This is a genomic window from Caulobacter sp. X (assembly GCF_002742635.1).
In the GTDB taxonomy this organism is placed as follows: domain Bacteria; phylum Pseudomonadota; class Alphaproteobacteria; order Caulobacterales; family Caulobacteraceae; genus Caulobacter.
The window spans coordinates 381335-398755 of sequence record NZ_PEGF01000002.1 but is presented as its reverse complement, the minus strand read 5'-3'; the positions used below and the strand labels follow the sequence as shown (position 1 = coordinate 398755).

The following is a 17421-nucleotide window of genomic DNA, read 5'->3' as shown; positions in this document are numbered from 1 at the left end:
ACTAACCCCCTGGTCGGGGCGATCAAGCCGCGCCGGCGGTGCTAGTTCGCGTTTCGGCGGCGCCTGTGGCCTGACGGACAGCCTCGACCGTCGCTTCGAACGCCAGCAGCGTCGAGGCGTGACGAGCGGGATAGTCCTTGACCGGCTCCAGCACGGCGAGCTCCGCAAATCGGCCCGCGGGAGGCGAACCGTTCGACTTCAGCATAGCGGCAAGCGAGTCTCGCGCCAACTCGATCTCGGAAAGATCGGCGCCGACGACGTTCTGGCCCAGGATCGCGGCGGCCGCCTGGCCCAGGGCGCAGGCGCTGACGTCCTGGGCGAAGTCGACGACCTTGCCGTCCTGGCCGACCACCACGTCGACCGTGATCTTGCTGCCGCACAGCTTGGCGACCTTCTCGCTGCTGGCGTCAGGCGTGGCCAGGCGCCCAGCGCGCGGCATGTTGGCCACGAGCGTCAGAATCTTGGCGCTGTAGAGGTCGTCGATCATCGCGCGCCTTAGATGGGAGATCCGCCGCGCTCGGACCAGAGGGCCTCGGCGCGGTCGCGGACCGCCTCGCCCATGGTCGTGAAGGCGGCCTTCAGCTTGCGGCGCTCGTCACGACTGACCCAGCGCACCAGCATGCCCATGAACAGCTCGCCGTTCGAGAAGGTCGAGTTGGCGGGCCCCATGTTCTCGATCTCGAGATAGCGGATCGCCGTGACGAAGCCGCCGATCCGCGTCGAGCGCCAGTGCAGCTGCTCGTAGGGCACCCAGTCGTGGACGACCGGCTGGATGACGCGCGGCGCTTCGCCGGGCAAATGCTGCTCCAGCACCAGGGCGGAGCCGATCTTCATCTGGCCCTCGGCGCGGCGATAGAGCGGGTTCCAATGCGTCCAGCTCTCGAACTCGGAGACGACCTCCCAGACGATCTCGGCGGGGGCCTGGACCCCGATGCGGTGTTCGACGGCGCGTTTCATGGGGGCTTCTTAATCCCTGACCAAGCCGCCATCCACCACCAGGTTCTGGCCGGTGACGGCGCGGCTCCAGGGGGAGGCGAAGAACAGGACCGCGTCGGCGAACTCGGACGGCGTGGTGACGCGGCGCAGGGGCGTGCTCTGGGCGATCAGGTCGAAGATCGCGTCCGGCGTCGCGGCGCTGGCGTCGGTGACCCGCAAGAGGCCGCCCGACACCATGTTGACGGTGATCCCGCTGGGACCAAGATCGCCCGCCGCGGTGCGAGTCAGCGACAGCAACGCGGCCTTGGCGGCGGTGTAGTCGTGATAGGGCACGACCGGGTTCTGGAAGAGGTTGGTGCCGACATTGATGATCCGGCCGAAGCCCGCGGCCTCCATGGCCGGGGCGGCGGCCTGGATCAGGTTCAGGGAGCCGCGAAGGGCGACCTCCAATTGGCCGAGAAAGTCGTCCCAGCCGATCGTCTGGATTTTCTCGCGGGCGTCGCCGTTGAAGCTGAAGTCGCCCAGGGCGTTGTTCACCACCGTCGTGACGTGATGACCGAAGGCCTCGGCCGCGTCATTGACCAGGCGGCGCGCTTCCAGCGGATCGGAGACATCGGCCTGGATGGCGACGGCGCGCTGGCCGAGCTCGGCGACCAGCGCCTTGGCCTGGGCTTCGCTGCGACGATAGTTGACCACCACCTGCGCGCCGTTCTCGACGAAGGCCCGGGCGATGGCCGCGCCCAGTCCCCGGCCAGCGCCGGAGACTAGGACGACCTGCTGCTCGAAGGTCATGGCGCCTAGTCCTTCATCCGCCAAGTCGCGCCCGACGGACCGTCCATGACGACCACGCCCAGGGCGTCCAGCTCGGCGCGGATCGCGTCGGCGGCGGTCCAGTCCTTGGCCGCGCGGGCGGCCACGCGCTGGGCCAAGAGGTCCTCGACCTTGGCCTTCAGCTCGTCGGAGGCGTCGCCTTCGAACCAGCTGTCGGGATCGGCCTGCAGGAAGCCCAGCAGGGCGCCGGCCTCCAGGAGCCGGGCCTTGTTGGCGGCGATGGCGACGGTGTCGCCGGCCGTCACGGCCTTCTCGATCAGGCTGGACACCTCGAAGAAGGCCGAGGTGGCCAGCGGGGTGTTCAGGTCGTCCATCAGGGCGGCGACCACCTCGGCCGGAGCCTCCATGGCCTGGTCCATCGGCACGTCCTTGGCGCGACGCAAGGCGCCGTACAGGCGGTCCAGCGACTTCTTGGACTGCTCCAGCAGCTCCGGCGTCCAGTCCAGCGGCTGGCGGTAGTGGGCCGACAGCAGCGCCCAGCGGATCACCTCGCCCGGCGTCGTCTTCAGCAGCTCGTGCGGGATGATGACGTTGCCCAGGCTCTTGGACATCTTCTCCCCGCCCATGTCGAGGAAGCCGTTGTGCATCCAGTAGCGGGCGTAGGTGGGCAGGCCGTGGGCGCAACGCCCCTGAGCGACCTCGTTCTCGTGGTGCGGGAAGGCCAGGTCGATGCCGCCGGCGTGCAGGTCGATCGGCAGGCCCAGCTGCTTTTCGATCATCGCCGAGCACTCGATGTGCCAGCCCGGACGGCCCGCCCCCCAGGGGCTTTCCCACTCGGGCTCGTTTTCCTTCGACGGCTTCCAGAGCACGAAGTCGGCCGGGTGGCGCTTGTAGGGCGCGACCTCGACGCGGGCGCCGGCGATCATCTCGTCGAGCGGCCGACCGGAGAGCTGGCCGTAGTCTGCGAAGCTCTGGGTGTCGAACAGCACGTGGCCTTCGGCGGCGTAGGCGTTGCCGTTCTCGACGAGCCTCCCGATCATCTCGAGGATGGCGTCGATGTGCTCGGTGGCCTTGGGCTCAAGGTTGGGCCGCAGCGCGCCCAGGGCGTCGGCGTCCTGATGGTAGGCCGCCAGATAGCGCTCGGTGATCACCGAGATCGGCACGCCCTCGTCGGCGGCCTTCTTGTTGATCTTGTCGTCCACGTCCGTGACGTTGCGGGCGTAGACCACCGCGTCCTCGCCGTAGAGGTGGCGCAGCACGCGATACAGCACGTCGAACACCACCACCGGCCGGAAATTGCCGATGTGGGCGTAGTTGTAGACCGTGGGTCCGCAGACATACATCGTCACCCGCTTGGGATCGGCGGGGACGAAGTCGCGCTTTTCGCGCGCCAGGGTGTCGTGGATCTTCAGGGTCATCGGGTCGCAGTGCTGTGACGTAAGGAGAGGTTGCTCCGGGACGGAGCCGGCTCCATATATCCTTCGGATACGGATTGGGCCACGCCCAACGATGCGTCCGCAGCGACGCTTCGACCGTAGCTGTGAAACGGGTGGCACGCGTCATTCCAGGACGACCGGCGTCCTGGCGCAACTCAGCCCGTGGAAAGACCCCCTGACATGGACGCACTTGCCCGCGAGCGAACCCTGATCGGCAGCGATGACGGTCTTGATCTTGAACCCGCCGAGCGCCCCTCCCGCGAGGAAGCCATGGCCGCCGTCCGGACCCTCCTGGCCTGGGCCGGCGACAATCCCGAGCGCGAAGGCCTGATCGACACGCCCAAGCGCGTGGTCGACGCCTTCGAGGAATGGTTCGCCGGCTATCAGGGCGATCCGGCCAAGGAGCTGTCGCGCACCTTCGAGGATGTGCAGGGCTATGACGACATGGTCATGCTGCGCGGCATCGACGTGCAGAGCCATTGCGAGCACCACATGGCGCCGTTCCTGGGCAAGGCCTGGGTCGCCTACATGCCGACCGGCAAGGTCGTGGGCCTGTCCAAGCTGGCGCGTCTGGTCGAGATCTTCGCCAAGCGTCTCCAGACCCAGGAGACCATGACCATGCAGATCGCCGACGCCATCGAGGACCACCTCTCGGCCGCCGGCGTGGCCGTGCTGATCGACGCTGAGCACCAGTGCATGAGCACGCGGGGCGTCCATCACCACGACGTCTCGACGATCACCACCCAGTTCCGCGGCGTGTTCAAGACCGACAAGGTCCTGCAGCAGCGGTTCATGGATTTGGTGGTGAGGAAGTAGAGCAAGGAAAGCTCCTCCCCCGTGACACGGGGGAGGTGGCCCAGAGGGCCGGAGGGGGCTAACGCGGTCGACCTCCAGCTTGCCCCCTCCGTCGGCCCCGCCGACACCTCCCCCGCCTCGCGGGGGAGGAACTATCGCCCCCTAAGCCGCCACCCGGATCCCCTGCCGGATCCGCGCGACGCAGGCGTCCACCGGGCGGTGCACCAGCGTCACCAGCACGAAGCTGATCAGCATCAGCAGATACCAGGCGCCCATCTTCTCGATCGGCACCATGCGCCAGCCTGCCGACTGGCTGGGATAGATCCAGGCCCCGGCGAAGGTGCCGAGGTTCTCGGCGAACCAGATGAACAACGACACCAGGACCGCGCCCATCAGCATGGGCATGCGGCGCGGGGTCCGATCGGGCGTGAACACGAACCAGGTGCGGCCGAACAGCAGGGCCGACAGGGCGAAGAGGCCCAGGCGGATGTCGGTCACATAGTGGTGGGTGAAGAAGTTCGCGTAGATCAGCACCGCCAGGATGTGCGTCGTCCAGAACGGCGGGTAGCGCTCGAAGGTGATGTCGAACAGCCGCCAGATCCGCGCGATATAGCTGCCCACGCAGGCGTACATGAAGCCGGTGAACAGCGGCACGCCGCCGATCCGCAAGAGGCTCGGCTCTGGGTAGATCCACGAACCGTGGGCGGTCTTGAACAGCTCCATGACCGTGCCGACGACGTGGAACATGAAGATGACCAGCGCCTCGTCCCAGCGCTCCAGCTTCAGCGCCAGCAGCGCGGCCTGGATGGCGACCGAGGCTATAACGAGGAAATCGTAGCGAGCCAGCGGCGCGTGCTCGGGCCAAAGGAGCTTGGTGCCGACCAGCAGAGCCAGCATCAGGCCGCCGAACAGGCAGGCCCAGGCCTGCTTCAGGCCAAACAGCAGGAACTCGTAGGCGTAGCCATGCCAGCGCGACCGCCGCGCCCAGGGCCGGGCCCAGACGTCCAGCGCCGCCACCGCGGCCTTGATCCGATCCTTGAGGTTCATCTCGCCCCCGCAAGCGCCGGGAAGCTAGCGCGCCTCTTCCGCCTGCGCCATATGTGGCGCCATGAGCACGCCCCTGTTCCCTCACGCCCACGATAAGCACGCCCTGGAGCGGGGGTCCGACCTCGCCCCCCGTTTCAACGCCGACGGCTTGGTCGTGGCGGTGGCCCAGCACGCCGACACCGGCGAGATCCTGATGCTGGCCTGGATGAACGACGAGGCGCTGAAGCTGACCGTCGAGACCAGCATCGCCCACTATTTCAGCCGCTCGCGGAATGAGCTCTGGAAGAAGGGCGAGACCAGCGGCCAGCTGCAGGACGTCATCGAGCTGCGCGTGGACTGCGACCAGGACGCCGTTCTGCTGAAGGTGCGCCCGCGCGGCGATGGCGGCGCCTGCCACGTCGGGTTCCGCTCGTGCTTCTACCGGGTGCTGGAGGACGGCAAGCTGGTCGAGCGCGAAAAGCCCCTCCATGACCACGACTGAGGCCTTGGTCGCCTTTAGCCTGGCGGCGGGTCTGCTGACCCTGACGCCGGGACTCGACACCGCCCTGGTCATCCGCACGGCGGCGACCGAGGGCCCGCGCCGCGCGACCGGCGCGGCGATCGGCATTGGCCTGGGCTGCCTGATCTGGGGCGCGGCCGCCTCGTTCGGCGTCGGCGCCCTGCTGACGGCGTCTCAAGCCGCCTACACGGCCTTGAAGTGGATCGGCGCGGCGTACCTGGCCTGGACCGGGCTCAGGATGATCTTCAAACCCCGCGACCAGTTCGAGCCCGGCGAGATGCGCCCCGTCGACGCCGGCCCGATCGCGGCCTTGCGTCGAGGCCTGCTGACCAACCTGCTCAATCCCAAGGTCGGGGTCTTCTACGTCTCGTTCCTGCCGCAGTTCATGCCGCCGGGCGTCGATCCGGCGCGCTTCGGCCTCTTGCTGACCTCGATCCACGTGGTCGAGGGCCTACTGTGGTTCGCCGCCCTGATCGCCGCCACGGTGCCGATCGCCGGCCTGCTGCGCGTGCCGGTCGTGGTGCGCTGGCTGGACCGGGTGACGGGCTGCGTGTTCGTGGCGTTCGGGCTGCGGCTGGCGCTGGAGCGACGGTAGGGCGACTGGCGACTAGCCCTCCTTCAACGCCTCCACCCCGCCGTCGGCGGCCGGCGTGACCACGAAGCGCTTCAGCACGCTGGTCTCGTACCTCGGGTCCAGGATCGTGGAGACCGCCACCAGGTCACCGGTCGCCTTGCCGTGCTCCAGGGTCAGCAGGACGAAGCCCTTGGCGCTGCCGTGGCTGTACTTCACTTCCTTGTTGCGCTGGACGAAGGCCTCGCCGATCGGCGCGCCGGGCATCAGGTCGCCATAGCCGGGCGAGGTGATCGAGGTCGCGCCGAACTCGACGGCCACGCGCTTGTCGCCGCCGTCGTTCCACAGCTCGTTGGCCCAGAACATGTGGCTGTCGCCGGCCAGCACGATCGGTCGCGCCTCGGCGGCGGCGAAGATGTCGTAGACCCGCTGGCGATCGGCCGGATAGCCGTCCCAGGCGTCCAGGTTCGACGGGATCTCGTAGGCCGACATCGCCACCGACTGGGCCACGCGCTTCTTGGCGTAGTCGGGCAGTTGGGCCACCAGGGCGCCGAACTTGTCCGCGCCCATCGTCTTCTCCAGGTTGGGCGTGGCGACACGGGCCATCACGACCTGGTTGCCCAGCACCTGCCAGGCCGTACCGGCCTTGACCGAGGCTTGGACCTGAGCGGCCAGCCACCGCTCCTGGTCGGCGCCCATCATACGTCGCGACGGGTCCTTCCACTTGGCCACGAAGGCCGCGACGTCCGGCTTGCCGTCGATGATCGGCAGGTCGGTCTCATAGTCGAGCTGGTGCGTGCGCGCGGTCAGGCGCGTCTCGGTCATCAACAGCGTCGCCACGTCGCCGAACTGGAAGCCGCGCCAGGCGGCCTCCGGCAGGGTTCCCGGCGCGGCCTCGCGGATCGGCATCCACTCGTAATAGGCCTTCAGCGCCGCGGCCTTGCGCGTCGCCCAATCGCCTTCGGTTTTGGGCTGGTGGTTCTCGGCCCCGCCGATCCAGCTGTCGTTGGCGGTCTCGTGGTCGTCCCACACCACGATCCACGGCGCGCGGGCGTGCGCGGCCTGCAGCATCGGGTCGGTCTTGTAGATGCGGTGACGACGGCGGTAGTCGTCCAGCGTGACAATCTCGTGCGGCGGGTCGGGCGCGCGGGTCTTGGCGGTCGGCGAATTCATGCCGTAGTCGCCCGGCGCGGCGCCGTACTCGTAGATGTAGTCGCCCAGGTGCAGCACCGCGTCGACGCGCGGCAGCTTGGCGATCGCGTCGTAGGCGTTGAAGTAGCCGTTCGGATAGAGGCTGCACGAGGCCACGGCCAGGACGACGTCCTTGACCGCGCCGGTCGGCAGGGTGCGCGTGCGGCCGAGCACGGCCTCGCCGACCGCTTCGCCCGCGCGGCTGGCGCGGAAGCGATAGTGGTACTCCGTCCCCGGCTTCAGCCCCGTCACATCGACCTTGACCGTGTGGTCGCGGCCGGCGTCCGTGGTGGCGTGGCCCTGGCGGACGATGGTCTTGAAGTCCGGATCGCTCGCCACGTCCCAGCGCACGCCCACCGGCAGCTTGGCGCCCGGCGCGGTCACGCGGGTCCAGAGGATCACGCGATCCTGCAGAGGATCACCGGAGGCGACGCCGTGCTCGAAACGGACGGGGCCGTCATGCAGGCCCTTGACCGTGGCCGCGGCGGCCTCGCCGGCGGCGGCGCCAGAGAGGCCCAGAAGGCCCAGAACCTTGCGGCGGTCGATGGTCATGATGCGCTCCCCCAGGGCACGCGGCCAAGCAAGCGGCCAAGTTGGTGGAATGAGACAACGAAAGCAGGCGGGCGTCACCCTCGCGCGATGACGCCCTTAGACCTTAGTGACGGAAGGTGATCCCGACGCCCATGAAGCGCGGCTTGCCAGCGATGAAGGTCGGGATGCCGAAGCTGTCGCCGGTATTGCCCGCGTCCTTCAGGTAGCTGACATCGCCCAGGTTCTCGACGAAGGCCTCGACCTTCCAGCGATCGTCCACGGCGCCGAAGCCGACGCGGACGTTCAGCAGGCCATAGGCCTTCTGGAACTCGTCGACCTTGGTGTCGGGGAACAGGCCCGACGACTGCAGGTCGCTGCGGTCGTTGTCGTCGTCGAAGAACATCTTCGAGCGCCAGGTGTAGGTGGGCGTGAAGGTCAGCTTGCCGCCCAGCGCCTCACGGCTGAAGGCGGCCCCGGCCGAGAAGCTCTGGTCCGGCGACAGACGGAAGCGGTTGCCCTTGCGCAGGCCGCTTTCGAGGCGAGCGTGGTTGTAGGCGTAGGTCGTAAACAGGGTCCAGTAGTCGCCGGCCTGCAGGCGCGCCTCGCCTTCGAAGCCGTAGGCCTTGGCCTTGCCGGCGTTCAGGGTCACGACCTGGGCGCCTTGGCGGAAGCTGGTGGCGAAGTTGTCGTAGTCGTAGCGGAAGACCGCGCCCGACAGATACAGGCGGCCGTCCAGCACCTTGCCCTTGGCGCCGGCCTCGTAGCTGTCGACCGTCTCGGAGGCGACCACGTTGAAGCGGGCCGCGCCCAGCGGCGTCGACGGCGCGCTGGACGAGATCACGTCCGGGCGACGGCCGCGGGCGTAGGAGGCGTAGAGGCTGAGATTGTCCGCCGGCTCATAGCGCCCCACCACGCGCCAGGTCAGACCGCTATCGTCGATCGACTTGGAGAAGGTGTCGCCGTTGTTGGTCGTCGCCTGGGTGATCAGGCCCACGGTCGGCAGCAGCGGATTGTTCACGGCGTTCGGTTGAGCCGCCAGGAACAGGTTGGTCGCCGTCGGCGCGGCCAGAAGGATGCCCAGGATCGAGCGGCCGTTCTGGACGTTCGAGCGGTAGGCCGCCCAGCGATCCTCGCTGGTGTAGCGGATGCCGGCGGTGATCTCGAACCTGTCCGTCAGCTTGAACGTGCCGTCGGCATAGACGTCATAGGCGGTGTTCTCGCCGTAGTTGGCGAATTCCTCGCGATGCACCGGCTTCAGGTTCGACACGATGCCGGGGGCGATCGACGCGGGGATGCCAAAGCCCAGCTGCAGAACCTGCGCCAGATAGGCGGGGTTGGTCAGATAGGCCAACGGCTGCGGGTTCGGCCGGCTGATGCCCAGCGGCGTATTGCCGGCCAGCAGGGCCAGGACCAGGCGCTCGTCGAACTGGCCCGGAATGCGCCACGACCCCGTCTCGTGGAAGTAGTTGGCCCCGACGAAGCCGGTGAAACGGCCGCCGCCGTCATAGCGTAGGCGCAGCTCCTGGCTCTGCTGGCGACCCTGCGCGTCCTCGGCGAAGGTCAGGATCGGCAGGGACGAGCCGTCCGGATCGAACACCTCCACCGAATGGAAGGCGCGGGTGGCGGTGATCGACGACAGGGTCAGGCTGTCGCTGATCTTGTATTCAGCCAGCGCCGTCAGGCCATAGACCTTGCGGTCGAGGCCAAGCGGCTTGCCGCCTTCGAAACCCGCGCCGGGCGCCAAGGTCGCGGCCGACGAGACGCCCGTATCGCCCAGCACTTCGCCCGTGACCGGATTGCTTGGATTGAAGGTGTGGCTCTTGAACGACGTGCCGGTCGTGGAGTCCTCCTGGTAGTTGCCGATCAGGTCCAGCTTCAGCGGACCAGGCTCCAGGTGGTAGGCCATGCGCACGGCCTTGGTGTTGGTCGAGTTGTAGGCGTCGCCGCCGGCCGCGTCATCGACATAGCCGTCGTTCTTGCGGGCGCGGGCGGCGATGCGCAGGGCGCTGCCGTCGCCGAACGCGAAATTGACCATGCCCTCGCCGACGAAATAGCCGCCCGTGCCACCTTCGCCCTTCAGCAGCCAGTCGTTCTTGGCCGGATTGGCCTTGTTCTGGACGAGGTTCACCGCGCCGATCAGGGCGCCGCGGCCGAACAGCGTCGATTGCGGGCCCTTGGCCACCTCGACCCGCTCCATGTCGAACAGCTCGACGTACGAGCCGCGCGAGCGCGAGATCGGCACGCCGTCCTGATAGATCGACACGCGCGTCTCGTCGGTGGCCGAGCCGGAGTCCGAGGTGATGCCGCGCATCACGAAGCCGGAATTGTTGTTCGACTGGTTCTGGACCAGGAAGCCCGGGGTGAAGGCCGACAGCTCATCGAACGCCTTGACGCCGATCGCCTCCAGGAACTTGCCGGAATAGGCGGTGACCGCCATCGGCACCTCGACCGGGTCCTGGGCGCGCTTCTGAGCGGTGATGACGACCTCGCCCAGACGGGTGTCCTGATCCTCGGCGCCCGGCGCGGCGGCCGCGTCGGCGGCGAAGGCCGGCGCGGCGGCGACCAAGGCCAAGAGGCTGGCGGTCAACAGCGTGGTGGTGCGAAAAGCCCGCATCGACTATCCCCCTGAATACGAAATTCTAGTTGGCCCGTAGGCATGACACGTGTCGTCGGTGCGACGGACATGTGAAGGAGCGATGAAACCCCGGTGACCCACGCGGAAGACAGGTTGGACGATGACATCCTCGACGACGCGGAATCCGGGGCTGATGGCGAAAGGCTGACGGCTGTCCTGACGCCGGAGCTTGCCGGCCAAAGGCTGGACAAGGCGCTCGCCCTGCTGCTTCCCGACTTGTCGCGCGCACGGCTGCAGGCGCTGATCGCCGAGGGCCGCCTGTCGCTGGACGGTCAGCTGGTCGGCGACGCCTCGCGCAAGGCCAAGGCGGGGACCTATGTCCTGCTTGTCCCGCCGCCGATCCCGGCGGATCCGGAGCCCGAGGCCATCCCGCTGGCCGTGCTTTATGAAGACGCGCATCTGATCGTGGTCGACAAGGCCGCCGGCATGGCCGTCCATCCCGCGCCCGGCAGCCTGACTGGCACCCTGGTCAACGCCCTGCTGCACCACTGCGGCGACAGCCTGTCCGGCGTTGGCGGCGTCGCCCGTCCGGGCATCGTCCATCGCCTCGACAAGGACACCTCGGGCGTGATGGTCGCCGCCAAGAGCGACGCCGCGCACAAGGGACTGTCGGCCCTATTCGCCACCCACGACATCGACCGGCTCTACATCGCCCTGACCCGCGGCGCGCCCTCGCCCCCTTCCGGAACGATCACCACCCAGCTGGGCCGCTCGCCCGGCGATCGCAAGAAGATGGCGGTGCTGCGGTCCGGCGGACGCGAGGCGATCACCCATTACAAGGTCGAGGCCGCGTTCGGTCCGCAGGACAGGCCGCTGGCCGCCCGCGTCGCCTGCCGCCTCGAGACCGGCCGTACGCACCAGATCCGTGTCCACATGGCCAGCAAGGGCAGCCCGTGCCTGGGCGACCCCGTCTATGGCGCGGGCCAACCGGCCGCGGTCGTCCGCGAGGCGATCCAGGCGGCCGGGCTCAAGCGTCAGGCGCTGCATGCGGCGGTGCTGGGGTTCGTCCATCCGATCACCGGTGAGACCCTCCGCTTCGAAACGCCGCTTCCCGCCGACATGGCGACGCTTCAAGGCAGCTTGGAAGCCCTCTGATTGGCCCTTGGCGGAGCGCCCCAGGCCGAGCTTGCGCCGACGCAATAAAAGCGCCCTAATTACGCTGGCTTGGCGCTCTAGTGTCGTAGCGTGTCATTCCGGAGCTTCGCCATGCGACGTTTTATCGCGACCCTCGCCGCCAGCCTCGCCGCTGCCGCGCCTGCGTTCGCCGCGTCCGGCGCCACGCCGATCCCGGATGACGAGGTGATCGCCACCGCCCAGGCCAAGCCGACGCCCGAAGCGCTGAAGGCCGCCGCCCAGGCCGCGCCGATCACACCGGCGGCCTCCAGGCCGCTGACGACCCAGGAGCAGATCGCCGCTTTCCTGGCCGAGACCCCCGCGCCACGTTCCGAAGACGGCCCGCGCGGCCTGCTGCCCGCGGACCGGGACGAGGACGGCAAGCCCAAGGTCCACGGCTCGATGGGCGTCTCGGTCGGCACCGGCGGCTACCGCAGCGCCTACGCCTCGGCCCTGTTCCCCGTCGGCGAGAACACCACGGTGGGCGTCGCGGTCTCCAAGACGGATTTCGGCAAGCACGGCGGCTTCTACGCCGATCCGTACGCTGGCGGCCCCTATTACGGCGGTCCCTATGGCTACGGCTATGGTCGCCTTCGCGGCGGTTCGCAGCAGTCGGTCGCCCTGTCGGTCATGACCGGCGGTCCGGGCAGGACGGACGACACGCCGGACGGCTGCGCGCCCGGCTTCCGGACCGGCGGTCGCTATGTCGAACCCCTCTGGGTCGCGGGCATGCGCGACGGCGCTCACCCCTGCGACGCAACGTCGCGCTAAGACCCAATTTGGGTCGCCGAAACTCCAAGGCCAGTATTTAGCCGTCCTTGAAAGCGTATCCGATCTCTCGGATACTTTTTTTCAAGGGTTGCCGTTCGCTGATGTTTAACGGCTTGGCGGTCAAGGTGTCCGCCTCGGGGCTAGGGCTTACGGAATGCAGCCGGAAATCATCGCTTATCACCATCCCGCGACCGGGACGGTGACGTATCTCATCATCGACCCCGCGACATTCCTCTGCGCCATTGTCGATCCCGTCCTGGATTTCGATCCCGAAACCGAAGCGGTAGACACCGGCTTCGTGGACAAGATCATCGCCGACATTCGCGCGCGCGACCTGGGCCCCACCTGGATTCTCGAGACCGGTCTGCACACTGGCCACCTGTCGGCCGCCGGCCATCTGAAATACGAGACCGGCGCCTCCATCTGCATTGGGGCGCGCGTGGTCGAAAGCCTTAAGCGCCTGGTTCCCGTCCTCGGCGAGGATGGCGTCGACCTCGAGGGCTGGGACTTCGACAAGCTGGCCAAGCACGGCGAGGCCCTGCCGATGGGCGGCCTGAAGATCGTCGCCCTGGCGCTCGAAAGCCGCCTGCCCGGAGCGGTCGCCTACCGCGTCGCCGACGCCATCTTCACCGGCGACGTGCTGCTGGCCCCGTCCGAGGGCTCGGGCCGTTGCGACGTGCCTGGCGCCGACGCCGGCAAGACCTTTGACGACGCCCGCAAGATCCTCAGCCTGCCGCCCCAGACCCGCGTCATGCCGGGCGTCTGCGCGGCCCTCCCCTGCGAGTCGACCGTGGCCGCGGAGAAGGCGTCCAACATTCAGCTGAACGACACCGTCGATCGACTGAACTTCATCGCCATGCGCACGACCGCCGACGCGATGCTGCCGGAATCGACGGTGGCCGGCCCGGCCCTCAGGGTCGCCGTCCGCGCCGGACGCCTGCCGCCCGATATTGGCGCGGGCGCCCGCTTCGCCCCCGTCGATCTGACCAAGCTCTAGACTTCGTTTTCTTTAGCAATTGACTTGCGCCGGCGCGCGGCCGCATAGGGTCTGAAACCCCAATTGCGGAGCGCCCCCATGGCCCAGGACTTCAGCGCCGCCCTGACCGCCGCCCAGGCCGGCAGCCTGCCCGACCTTCTGGGCCTGCAGTGGCTGGAGGCGACGCACGGCCATGTCCGGGGCCGCTTCGACGTCGACAAGCGGCACATGGCGCCCAATGGCTTCCTGCACGCCGCCAGCGTCATCGCCCTGGCGGATTCGGCCTGCGGCTACGGCTGCATGACCTCGCTGCCCGAGGGCGGGACCAGCTTCACGACCATCGAGCTGAAGTCGAACTTCCTCGGGACGGCGCGGGACGGCGGCGTCGCGGTCGAGGCCAAGCTGGTCCACGGCGGCCGCAACACCCAGGTCTGGGACGCCGTCGTCACGAACGAGACCACCGGCCAGACCATCGCGCTTTTCCGCTGCACCCAGATGATTTTGCGGCCAAAAGTCTGAGGCGAAAAAAGCCGGGAAGAGGGGCTTGCTTCCCGGCGGCGACGCCGCTAGTTATCGCGCCCTCGACCTCGGGCGGCCCCAAAAGCTCCCGGAATTACACCTGTGGAGAGGTGGCAGAGTGGTCGAATGTACCGCACTCGAAATGCGGCGTGCCTGGAAGGGCACCGTGGGTTCGAATCCCACCCTCTCCGCCACCCCCTCGCTTCCGAAACCGCGTGCAGTCACCGGCTCGAGCCTGGACGGCCGATGTCTCGCGACGCGCTCACTCTTGGCCCGCTCCACCTAACCCAGGAGCGAGCCGGCCGCGCGTGATTTTCCATTGCTCGCCCGAGCCCGGTCTGATAGCCAACGCCCCTCTTCGCCAACGCTCTGCGTTGACCCGGATGGCCCGGTGGCGGAGTGGTGACGCAGCGGACTGCAAATCCGTGCACGCCGGTTCGATTCCGGCCCGGGCCTCCACCACTTTTCAAGTACGTCAAACTGGCTGGAAGGCGGATCGTCTTCCACGAGCGCGCTCTCCACGCCCCGAGAGACGGCAAGATCGCCAAGGCGTGGTCGATTATCGACAAGGCGGAAGTCGAAACGCAGGCCGGCGCGAGCAGATGACGCCAAGGGCCGACCTTGGACCCGCGCTGACTAGGCGCTGTTCCGACCGCTGAAGATGCAAGCGGGCTCGTGGCTATAGACTGTCAGCCGGATTTGCGCAGATGTCCCGCACGCTGGCCCGCAGCCAGCGATGAGCCGGATCGGCGTCCATGCGAGGGTGCCAGAGCAAAGATACCGAAAACGCGGCGACAGGCATGGGCAGTTCGAAGCTTACCAGGCCGTCCCTCAGGCCTGCCGTATGACGCTCAGGCACGGTGGCGACCAAGCCCGTTGATCTCGCGAGCGCGATCGCCGTGGCGAAGCCGCCAACAACGGTGGTGACTTCACGGTTGGCGCCGGTCTGCGCCAGCGCATCGTCGATAAGGCCTTTGGCGAGCGCGTCTCTCGAGACCGCCACATGGGCCGCGGCCGCATAGCGCTTCGGCGTCATCGGGCCCTTCATTAACTCATGCCCCGGGCGCGCCACTCCGATGTAACGGTCACGAAATAGGACCTGGGTGCGAAGTTCGGGACCCGTGTCGCCTTCAACCACGCCCGTCTCAAGGTCGATCAGACCATCGCGCAGCGGCTTGCTGTCCTTGTCGGGCTTCTGGACGAAACGCAGCTGAACGCCGGGCGCCTCGACCGCCACGCGCGAGATCAGAGCCGGACCGAAGGTCTCTACGAACCCTTCGCTGGCCCGCAGGGTGAAGACGCGCTGCAATCGCCCCAGGTTCAACCCTTCGACCGGGCGAAGCACCGCCCGCGCGTCCTGAACCAGTTGGGCGACACGGTCGCGAAGCTCGACCGCTCTGGGCGTGGGGACTAGCGACCGCCCTGCCCTCACCAGCAAGGGGTCTCCGGTCACCTCGCGCAGGCGCGCCAGGGCGCGGCTCATGGCCGAAGGGCTCAGCCGGAGCCGCGAGGCCGCCCGCGTGACACTGCCTTCGGCCAGCAGCACGTCCAACGTCACCAGAAGGTTGAGGTCGGGGGTTTGCATTCGACGAGCGTAACACCAGCATCAAGCATGGCGTCAAACGCAATAATTCAGTGAGACCCGTGCGCGTTCCGCCACATCCTAGCCGCCGCTAGCTTCCTCAAACGCCGATCACGGCGGGAGAGGAAAGCCAATGCACAGGAATTCGCTTCAAGCCTTCATCGCGGACGTCCGGTCTAGCTGGGGCCCGCTTTCGAGCGAACTGATCGCCGACTGCCGGGGGCATCTGCGGGCGCTTCTACATGCGCCTACGACCGAGGATTGGCTGGCCGCCTTGCTCAACGAAAGGCCGGCGAGCCGCGAGCTCTATCGCGATCCCGATCATGGCTTCGTGCTTCTGGCCCACACTGAGGACGAAGGGCTCTATCGTCGACCGCACGACCATGGGCGCAGCTGGGTGCTGTACGGCGTCCAGAGCGGCGACGTCGAGATGGGCGGCTACGGACGGGCGACGGACCCGGACGGACAGGTGCGCCTGGTCAAGCGCGACGCCACCCTGGTCCGGCCTGGAACCGCGATGGCCTACCTGCCGGGCGATATCCACGACACCCATTGCCGGAGCGGGCCCGCCCTTCTCTTCCGCTTCACCGAACGCGACCTGCAGGTCGAAGACAAGCAAGAGGGCCGGATCACGCGCTACGCCGATCAGGACGGCGTGTTTCGGGTCGCTCGGCCATGATCTCGTCTAGCCGTCCCGTCCTGGCGATCGCATCGGTGCTGACCGCCCTGATGCTCGTGGTGCTGGACGCCTCGATCGTGAACGTGGCGCTGCCGAGCCTTGTGCGCGACCTGGGCGTCTCAGCCGCCTCCGCGGTCATGGTGGTCACCGCCTACCAAGCCGGCCTTGTCATGGCGCTCCTGCCCTGCGCGGCGCTGGGCGAGAGCCTTGGCCACCGCCGGGTCTTCATCGGCGGCGTGGCGCTGTTCACCGTCGCCTCCGGCTTCTGCGCGGCGGCGCCGAACCTGACGGTGTTGGTGATGGCCCGGCTGGGCCAGGGCCTGGGCGCGGCCGCGGTGATGTCGCTCGGCGTCGCCCTCCTGCGCGCCATCGTGCCGGCCCACCGGTTGAGCGTCGCCATCGGCTGGAACGCCTTGGTGGTCGCCCTCACCTCGGCGGCCGGACCGACGATCGGAGCGCTCATCCTGTCGCTGGCGAGCTGGCCATGGCTTTTCGCCGTCAATCTCCCGGTCGGCGCCCTGGTGCTCGCCATGGCCAGAAATCTCCCCCGCGCGCCCGGCTCGGCGCGGCGGCTCGACCGGGTGAACCTGGTCCTCAGCATGTGCGCGTTCGGCCTGCTGATCGTTGGCGCGGAATGGATCGCGAAGGCGCCCGCCCTCGGCGTGGGCGCTAGCGTTGGGGCCGGTCTGGGCCTGATGCTGCTGATCCGGCGCGAGGCGTCCCACGCCGCTCCGCTCCTGCCGCTCGACCTTCTCCGCGCGCCGTCGTTCCGGCGATCGGTGATGGCGTCAGTCTGCTGCTTCATCGGCCAGGGCGCGGCGCTCGTCGCGCTTCCGTTCCACCTCCAGCACGGCCTTGGTCTCAGCCCCCTGGAGGCGGGCCTCTACATCACACCGTGGCCGCTGACGGCCGCCGTTTCCGCGACGCTGGCTGGGCGCTTGGCCAAACCCTCCACGACGGCGGCGTTCTGCGCGGCCGGCTGCGCCTTCTTGTCCGCCGGCCTTCTCGCGGCGTCCGCCTGGCCGCTGGCCGAGGCGCCGTTCGCGATTTTGCCGATCGTCATGCTCTGCGGCCTGGGCTTTGGACTGTTCCAGGTCACGAACAATCGCAACATGTTCCTCTCCGCGCCGCCCGAGCGCAGCGGCGCGGCGGGCGGACTGCAGTCAATGGCGCGGCTCACCGGTCAGACAGCGGGGGTCGTGGGTATGACGTTGCTGTTTAGCCAGCTGGGGCTCGACACCGCCCCGCGCCTCGGACTGGCGATGGGCGCAGCCTTCACCCTGGCGGCTGGCCTGGTCAGCGCGCTTCATCGCTCCAAGCTCGAGGCCTATCCGGCCTAACGCGGTGTTCCGCGCGTGGGACCGGAGGC

General features: G+C 68.2%; 17 protein-coding genes and 2 tRNA genes. 11 read left to right on the top strand and 8 right to left on the bottom strand.

Features of this window, described 5'->3' with window-relative positions; all coding sequences use genetic code 11:
* Positions 1–22 precede the first annotated feature (22 nt).
* Genes CSW60_RS14075 through cysS form a run of 4 tightly spaced genes read right to left on the bottom strand, consistent with a single transcriptional unit; the run spans position 23 to position 3125 of the window.
* Positions 23–487 (bottom strand): iron-sulfur cluster assembly scaffold protein, encoded by a 465-nt coding sequence (locus tag CSW60_RS14075; RefSeq protein WP_099537977.1) that lies wholly within the window; start codon positions 485–487, stop codon positions 23–25.
* Positions 488–495: 8 nt separating this feature from the next.
* Positions 496–957, bottom strand: coding sequence for an SRPBCC domain-containing protein (locus CSW60_RS14070; protein WP_099537976.1), 462 nt, complete (start codon positions 955–957; stop codon positions 496–498).
* A gap of 9 nt (positions 958–966) precedes the next feature.
* A complete protein-coding gene (locus CSW60_RS14065) occupies positions 967–1728 on the bottom strand; it encodes a 3-oxoacyl-ACP reductase (protein ID WP_099537975.1) in 762 nt (253 codons plus the stop codon).
* Positions 1729–1733: 5 nt separating this feature from the next.
* A complete protein-coding gene (gene cysS / locus CSW60_RS14060; protein ID WP_099537974.1) occupies positions 1734–3125 on the bottom strand; it encodes a cysteine--tRNA ligase in 1392 nt (463 codons plus the stop codon).
* Between the two features lie 198 nt (positions 3126–3323).
* On the opposite strand from cysS, the gene folE reads away from it, so the two are divergent.
* The gene (gene folE / locus CSW60_RS14055) at positions 3324–3959 is read left to right on the top strand and encodes a GTP cyclohydrolase I FolE (RefSeq protein ID WP_066684186.1); all 636 of its coding nucleotides are present in this window, start codon (positions 3324–3326) and stop codon (positions 3957–3959) included.
* Between the two features lie 141 nt (positions 3960–4100).
* Here folE and CSW60_RS14050 read toward each other — a convergent pair whose 3' ends face one another.
* Positions 4101–4985 carry a DUF817 domain-containing protein gene (locus CSW60_RS14050; protein ID WP_099537973.1) on the bottom strand — a complete coding sequence of 295 codons (885 nt, stop codon included), beginning with the start codon at positions 4983–4985 and terminating at the stop codon, positions 4101–4103.
* 61 nt (positions 4986–5046) lie between these two features.
* Between CSW60_RS14050 and hisI the strand changes: the two genes are divergently transcribed.
* A complete protein-coding gene (gene hisI / locus CSW60_RS14045; protein WP_099537972.1) occupies positions 5047–5466 on the top strand; it encodes a phosphoribosyl-AMP cyclohydrolase in 420 nt (139 codons plus the stop codon).
* A complete protein-coding gene (locus CSW60_RS14040) occupies positions 5453–6079 on the top strand; it encodes a LysE family translocator (protein ID WP_099537971.1) in 627 nt (208 codons plus the stop codon). The genes hisI and CSW60_RS14040 overlap by 14 nt, the downstream gene beginning before the upstream one ends.
* Before the next feature lie 12 nt (positions 6080–6091).
* Here CSW60_RS14040 and CSW60_RS14035 read toward each other — a convergent pair whose 3' ends face one another.
* Positions 6092–7798, bottom strand: a complete 1707-nt coding sequence (locus CSW60_RS14035; RefSeq protein WP_099537970.1) for an alkaline phosphatase — start codon at positions 7796–7798, stop codon at positions 6092–6094.
* Positions 7799–7901: 103 nt separating this feature from the next.
* On the bottom strand, positions 7902–10391 hold the full coding sequence (locus CSW60_RS14030) for a TonB-dependent receptor (RefSeq protein WP_099537969.1): 2490 nt from the start codon (positions 10389–10391) through the stop codon (positions 7902–7904).
* 93 nt (positions 10392–10484) lie between these two features.
* Here CSW60_RS14030 and CSW60_RS14025 point away from each other — a divergent pair, with 93 nt between their 5' ends.
* The 6 genes from CSW60_RS14025 to CSW60_RS14000 all read left to right on the top strand — a co-directional run bounded on the left by CSW60_RS14025 (position 10485) and on the right by CSW60_RS14000 (position 14250).
* Complete coding sequence (locus CSW60_RS14025) at positions 10485–11507, top strand: RluA family pseudouridine synthase (protein ID WP_099537968.1); 1023 nt, start codon at positions 10485–10487, stop codon at positions 11505–11507.
* A gap of 111 nt (positions 11508–11618) precedes the next feature.
* Positions 11619–12296, top strand: coding sequence for a hypothetical protein (locus CSW60_RS14020; RefSeq protein WP_099537967.1), 678 nt, complete (start codon positions 11619–11621; stop codon positions 12294–12296).
* Between the two features lie 154 nt (positions 12297–12450).
* Complete coding sequence (locus CSW60_RS14015; RefSeq protein WP_099537966.1) at positions 12451–13293, top strand: MBL fold metallo-hydrolase; 843 nt, start codon at positions 12451–12453, stop codon at positions 13291–13293.
* Between the two features lie 78 nt (positions 13294–13371).
* A complete protein-coding gene (locus tag CSW60_RS14010; RefSeq protein ID WP_099537965.1) occupies positions 13372–13791 on the top strand; it encodes a PaaI family thioesterase in 420 nt (139 codons plus the stop codon).
* 104 nt (positions 13792–13895) lie between these two features.
* Positions 13896–13985 (top strand) — tRNA-Ser (locus CSW60_RS14005).
* Between the two features lie 191 nt (positions 13986–14176).
* Positions 14177–14250 (top strand) — tRNA-Cys (locus CSW60_RS14000).
* Positions 14251–14470: 220 nt separating this feature from the next.
* On the opposite strand, the gene CSW60_RS13995 is transcribed toward CSW60_RS14000, so the two are convergent.
* Positions 14471–15376, bottom strand: coding sequence for a LysR family transcriptional regulator (locus CSW60_RS13995; RefSeq protein ID WP_099537964.1), 906 nt, complete (start codon positions 15374–15376; stop codon positions 14471–14473).
* Positions 15377–15506: 130 nt separating this feature from the next.
* Between CSW60_RS13995 and CSW60_RS13990 the strand changes: the two genes are divergently transcribed.
* Both CSW60_RS13990 and CSW60_RS13985 read left to right on the top strand, forming a co-directional pair.
* Entirely contained in the window at positions 15507–16052 is a 546-nt protein-coding gene (locus tag CSW60_RS13990) for a hypothetical protein (protein ID WP_099537963.1), read from the top strand.
* Positions 16049–17392: an MFS transporter gene (locus CSW60_RS13985; protein ID WP_099537962.1), complete on the top strand. Its 1344-nt coding sequence runs from the start codon at positions 16049–16051 to the stop codon at positions 17390–17392. Before CSW60_RS13990 ends, CSW60_RS13985 begins: the two co-directional genes overlap by 4 nt.
* Positions 17393–17421: the final 29 nt, after the last annotated feature.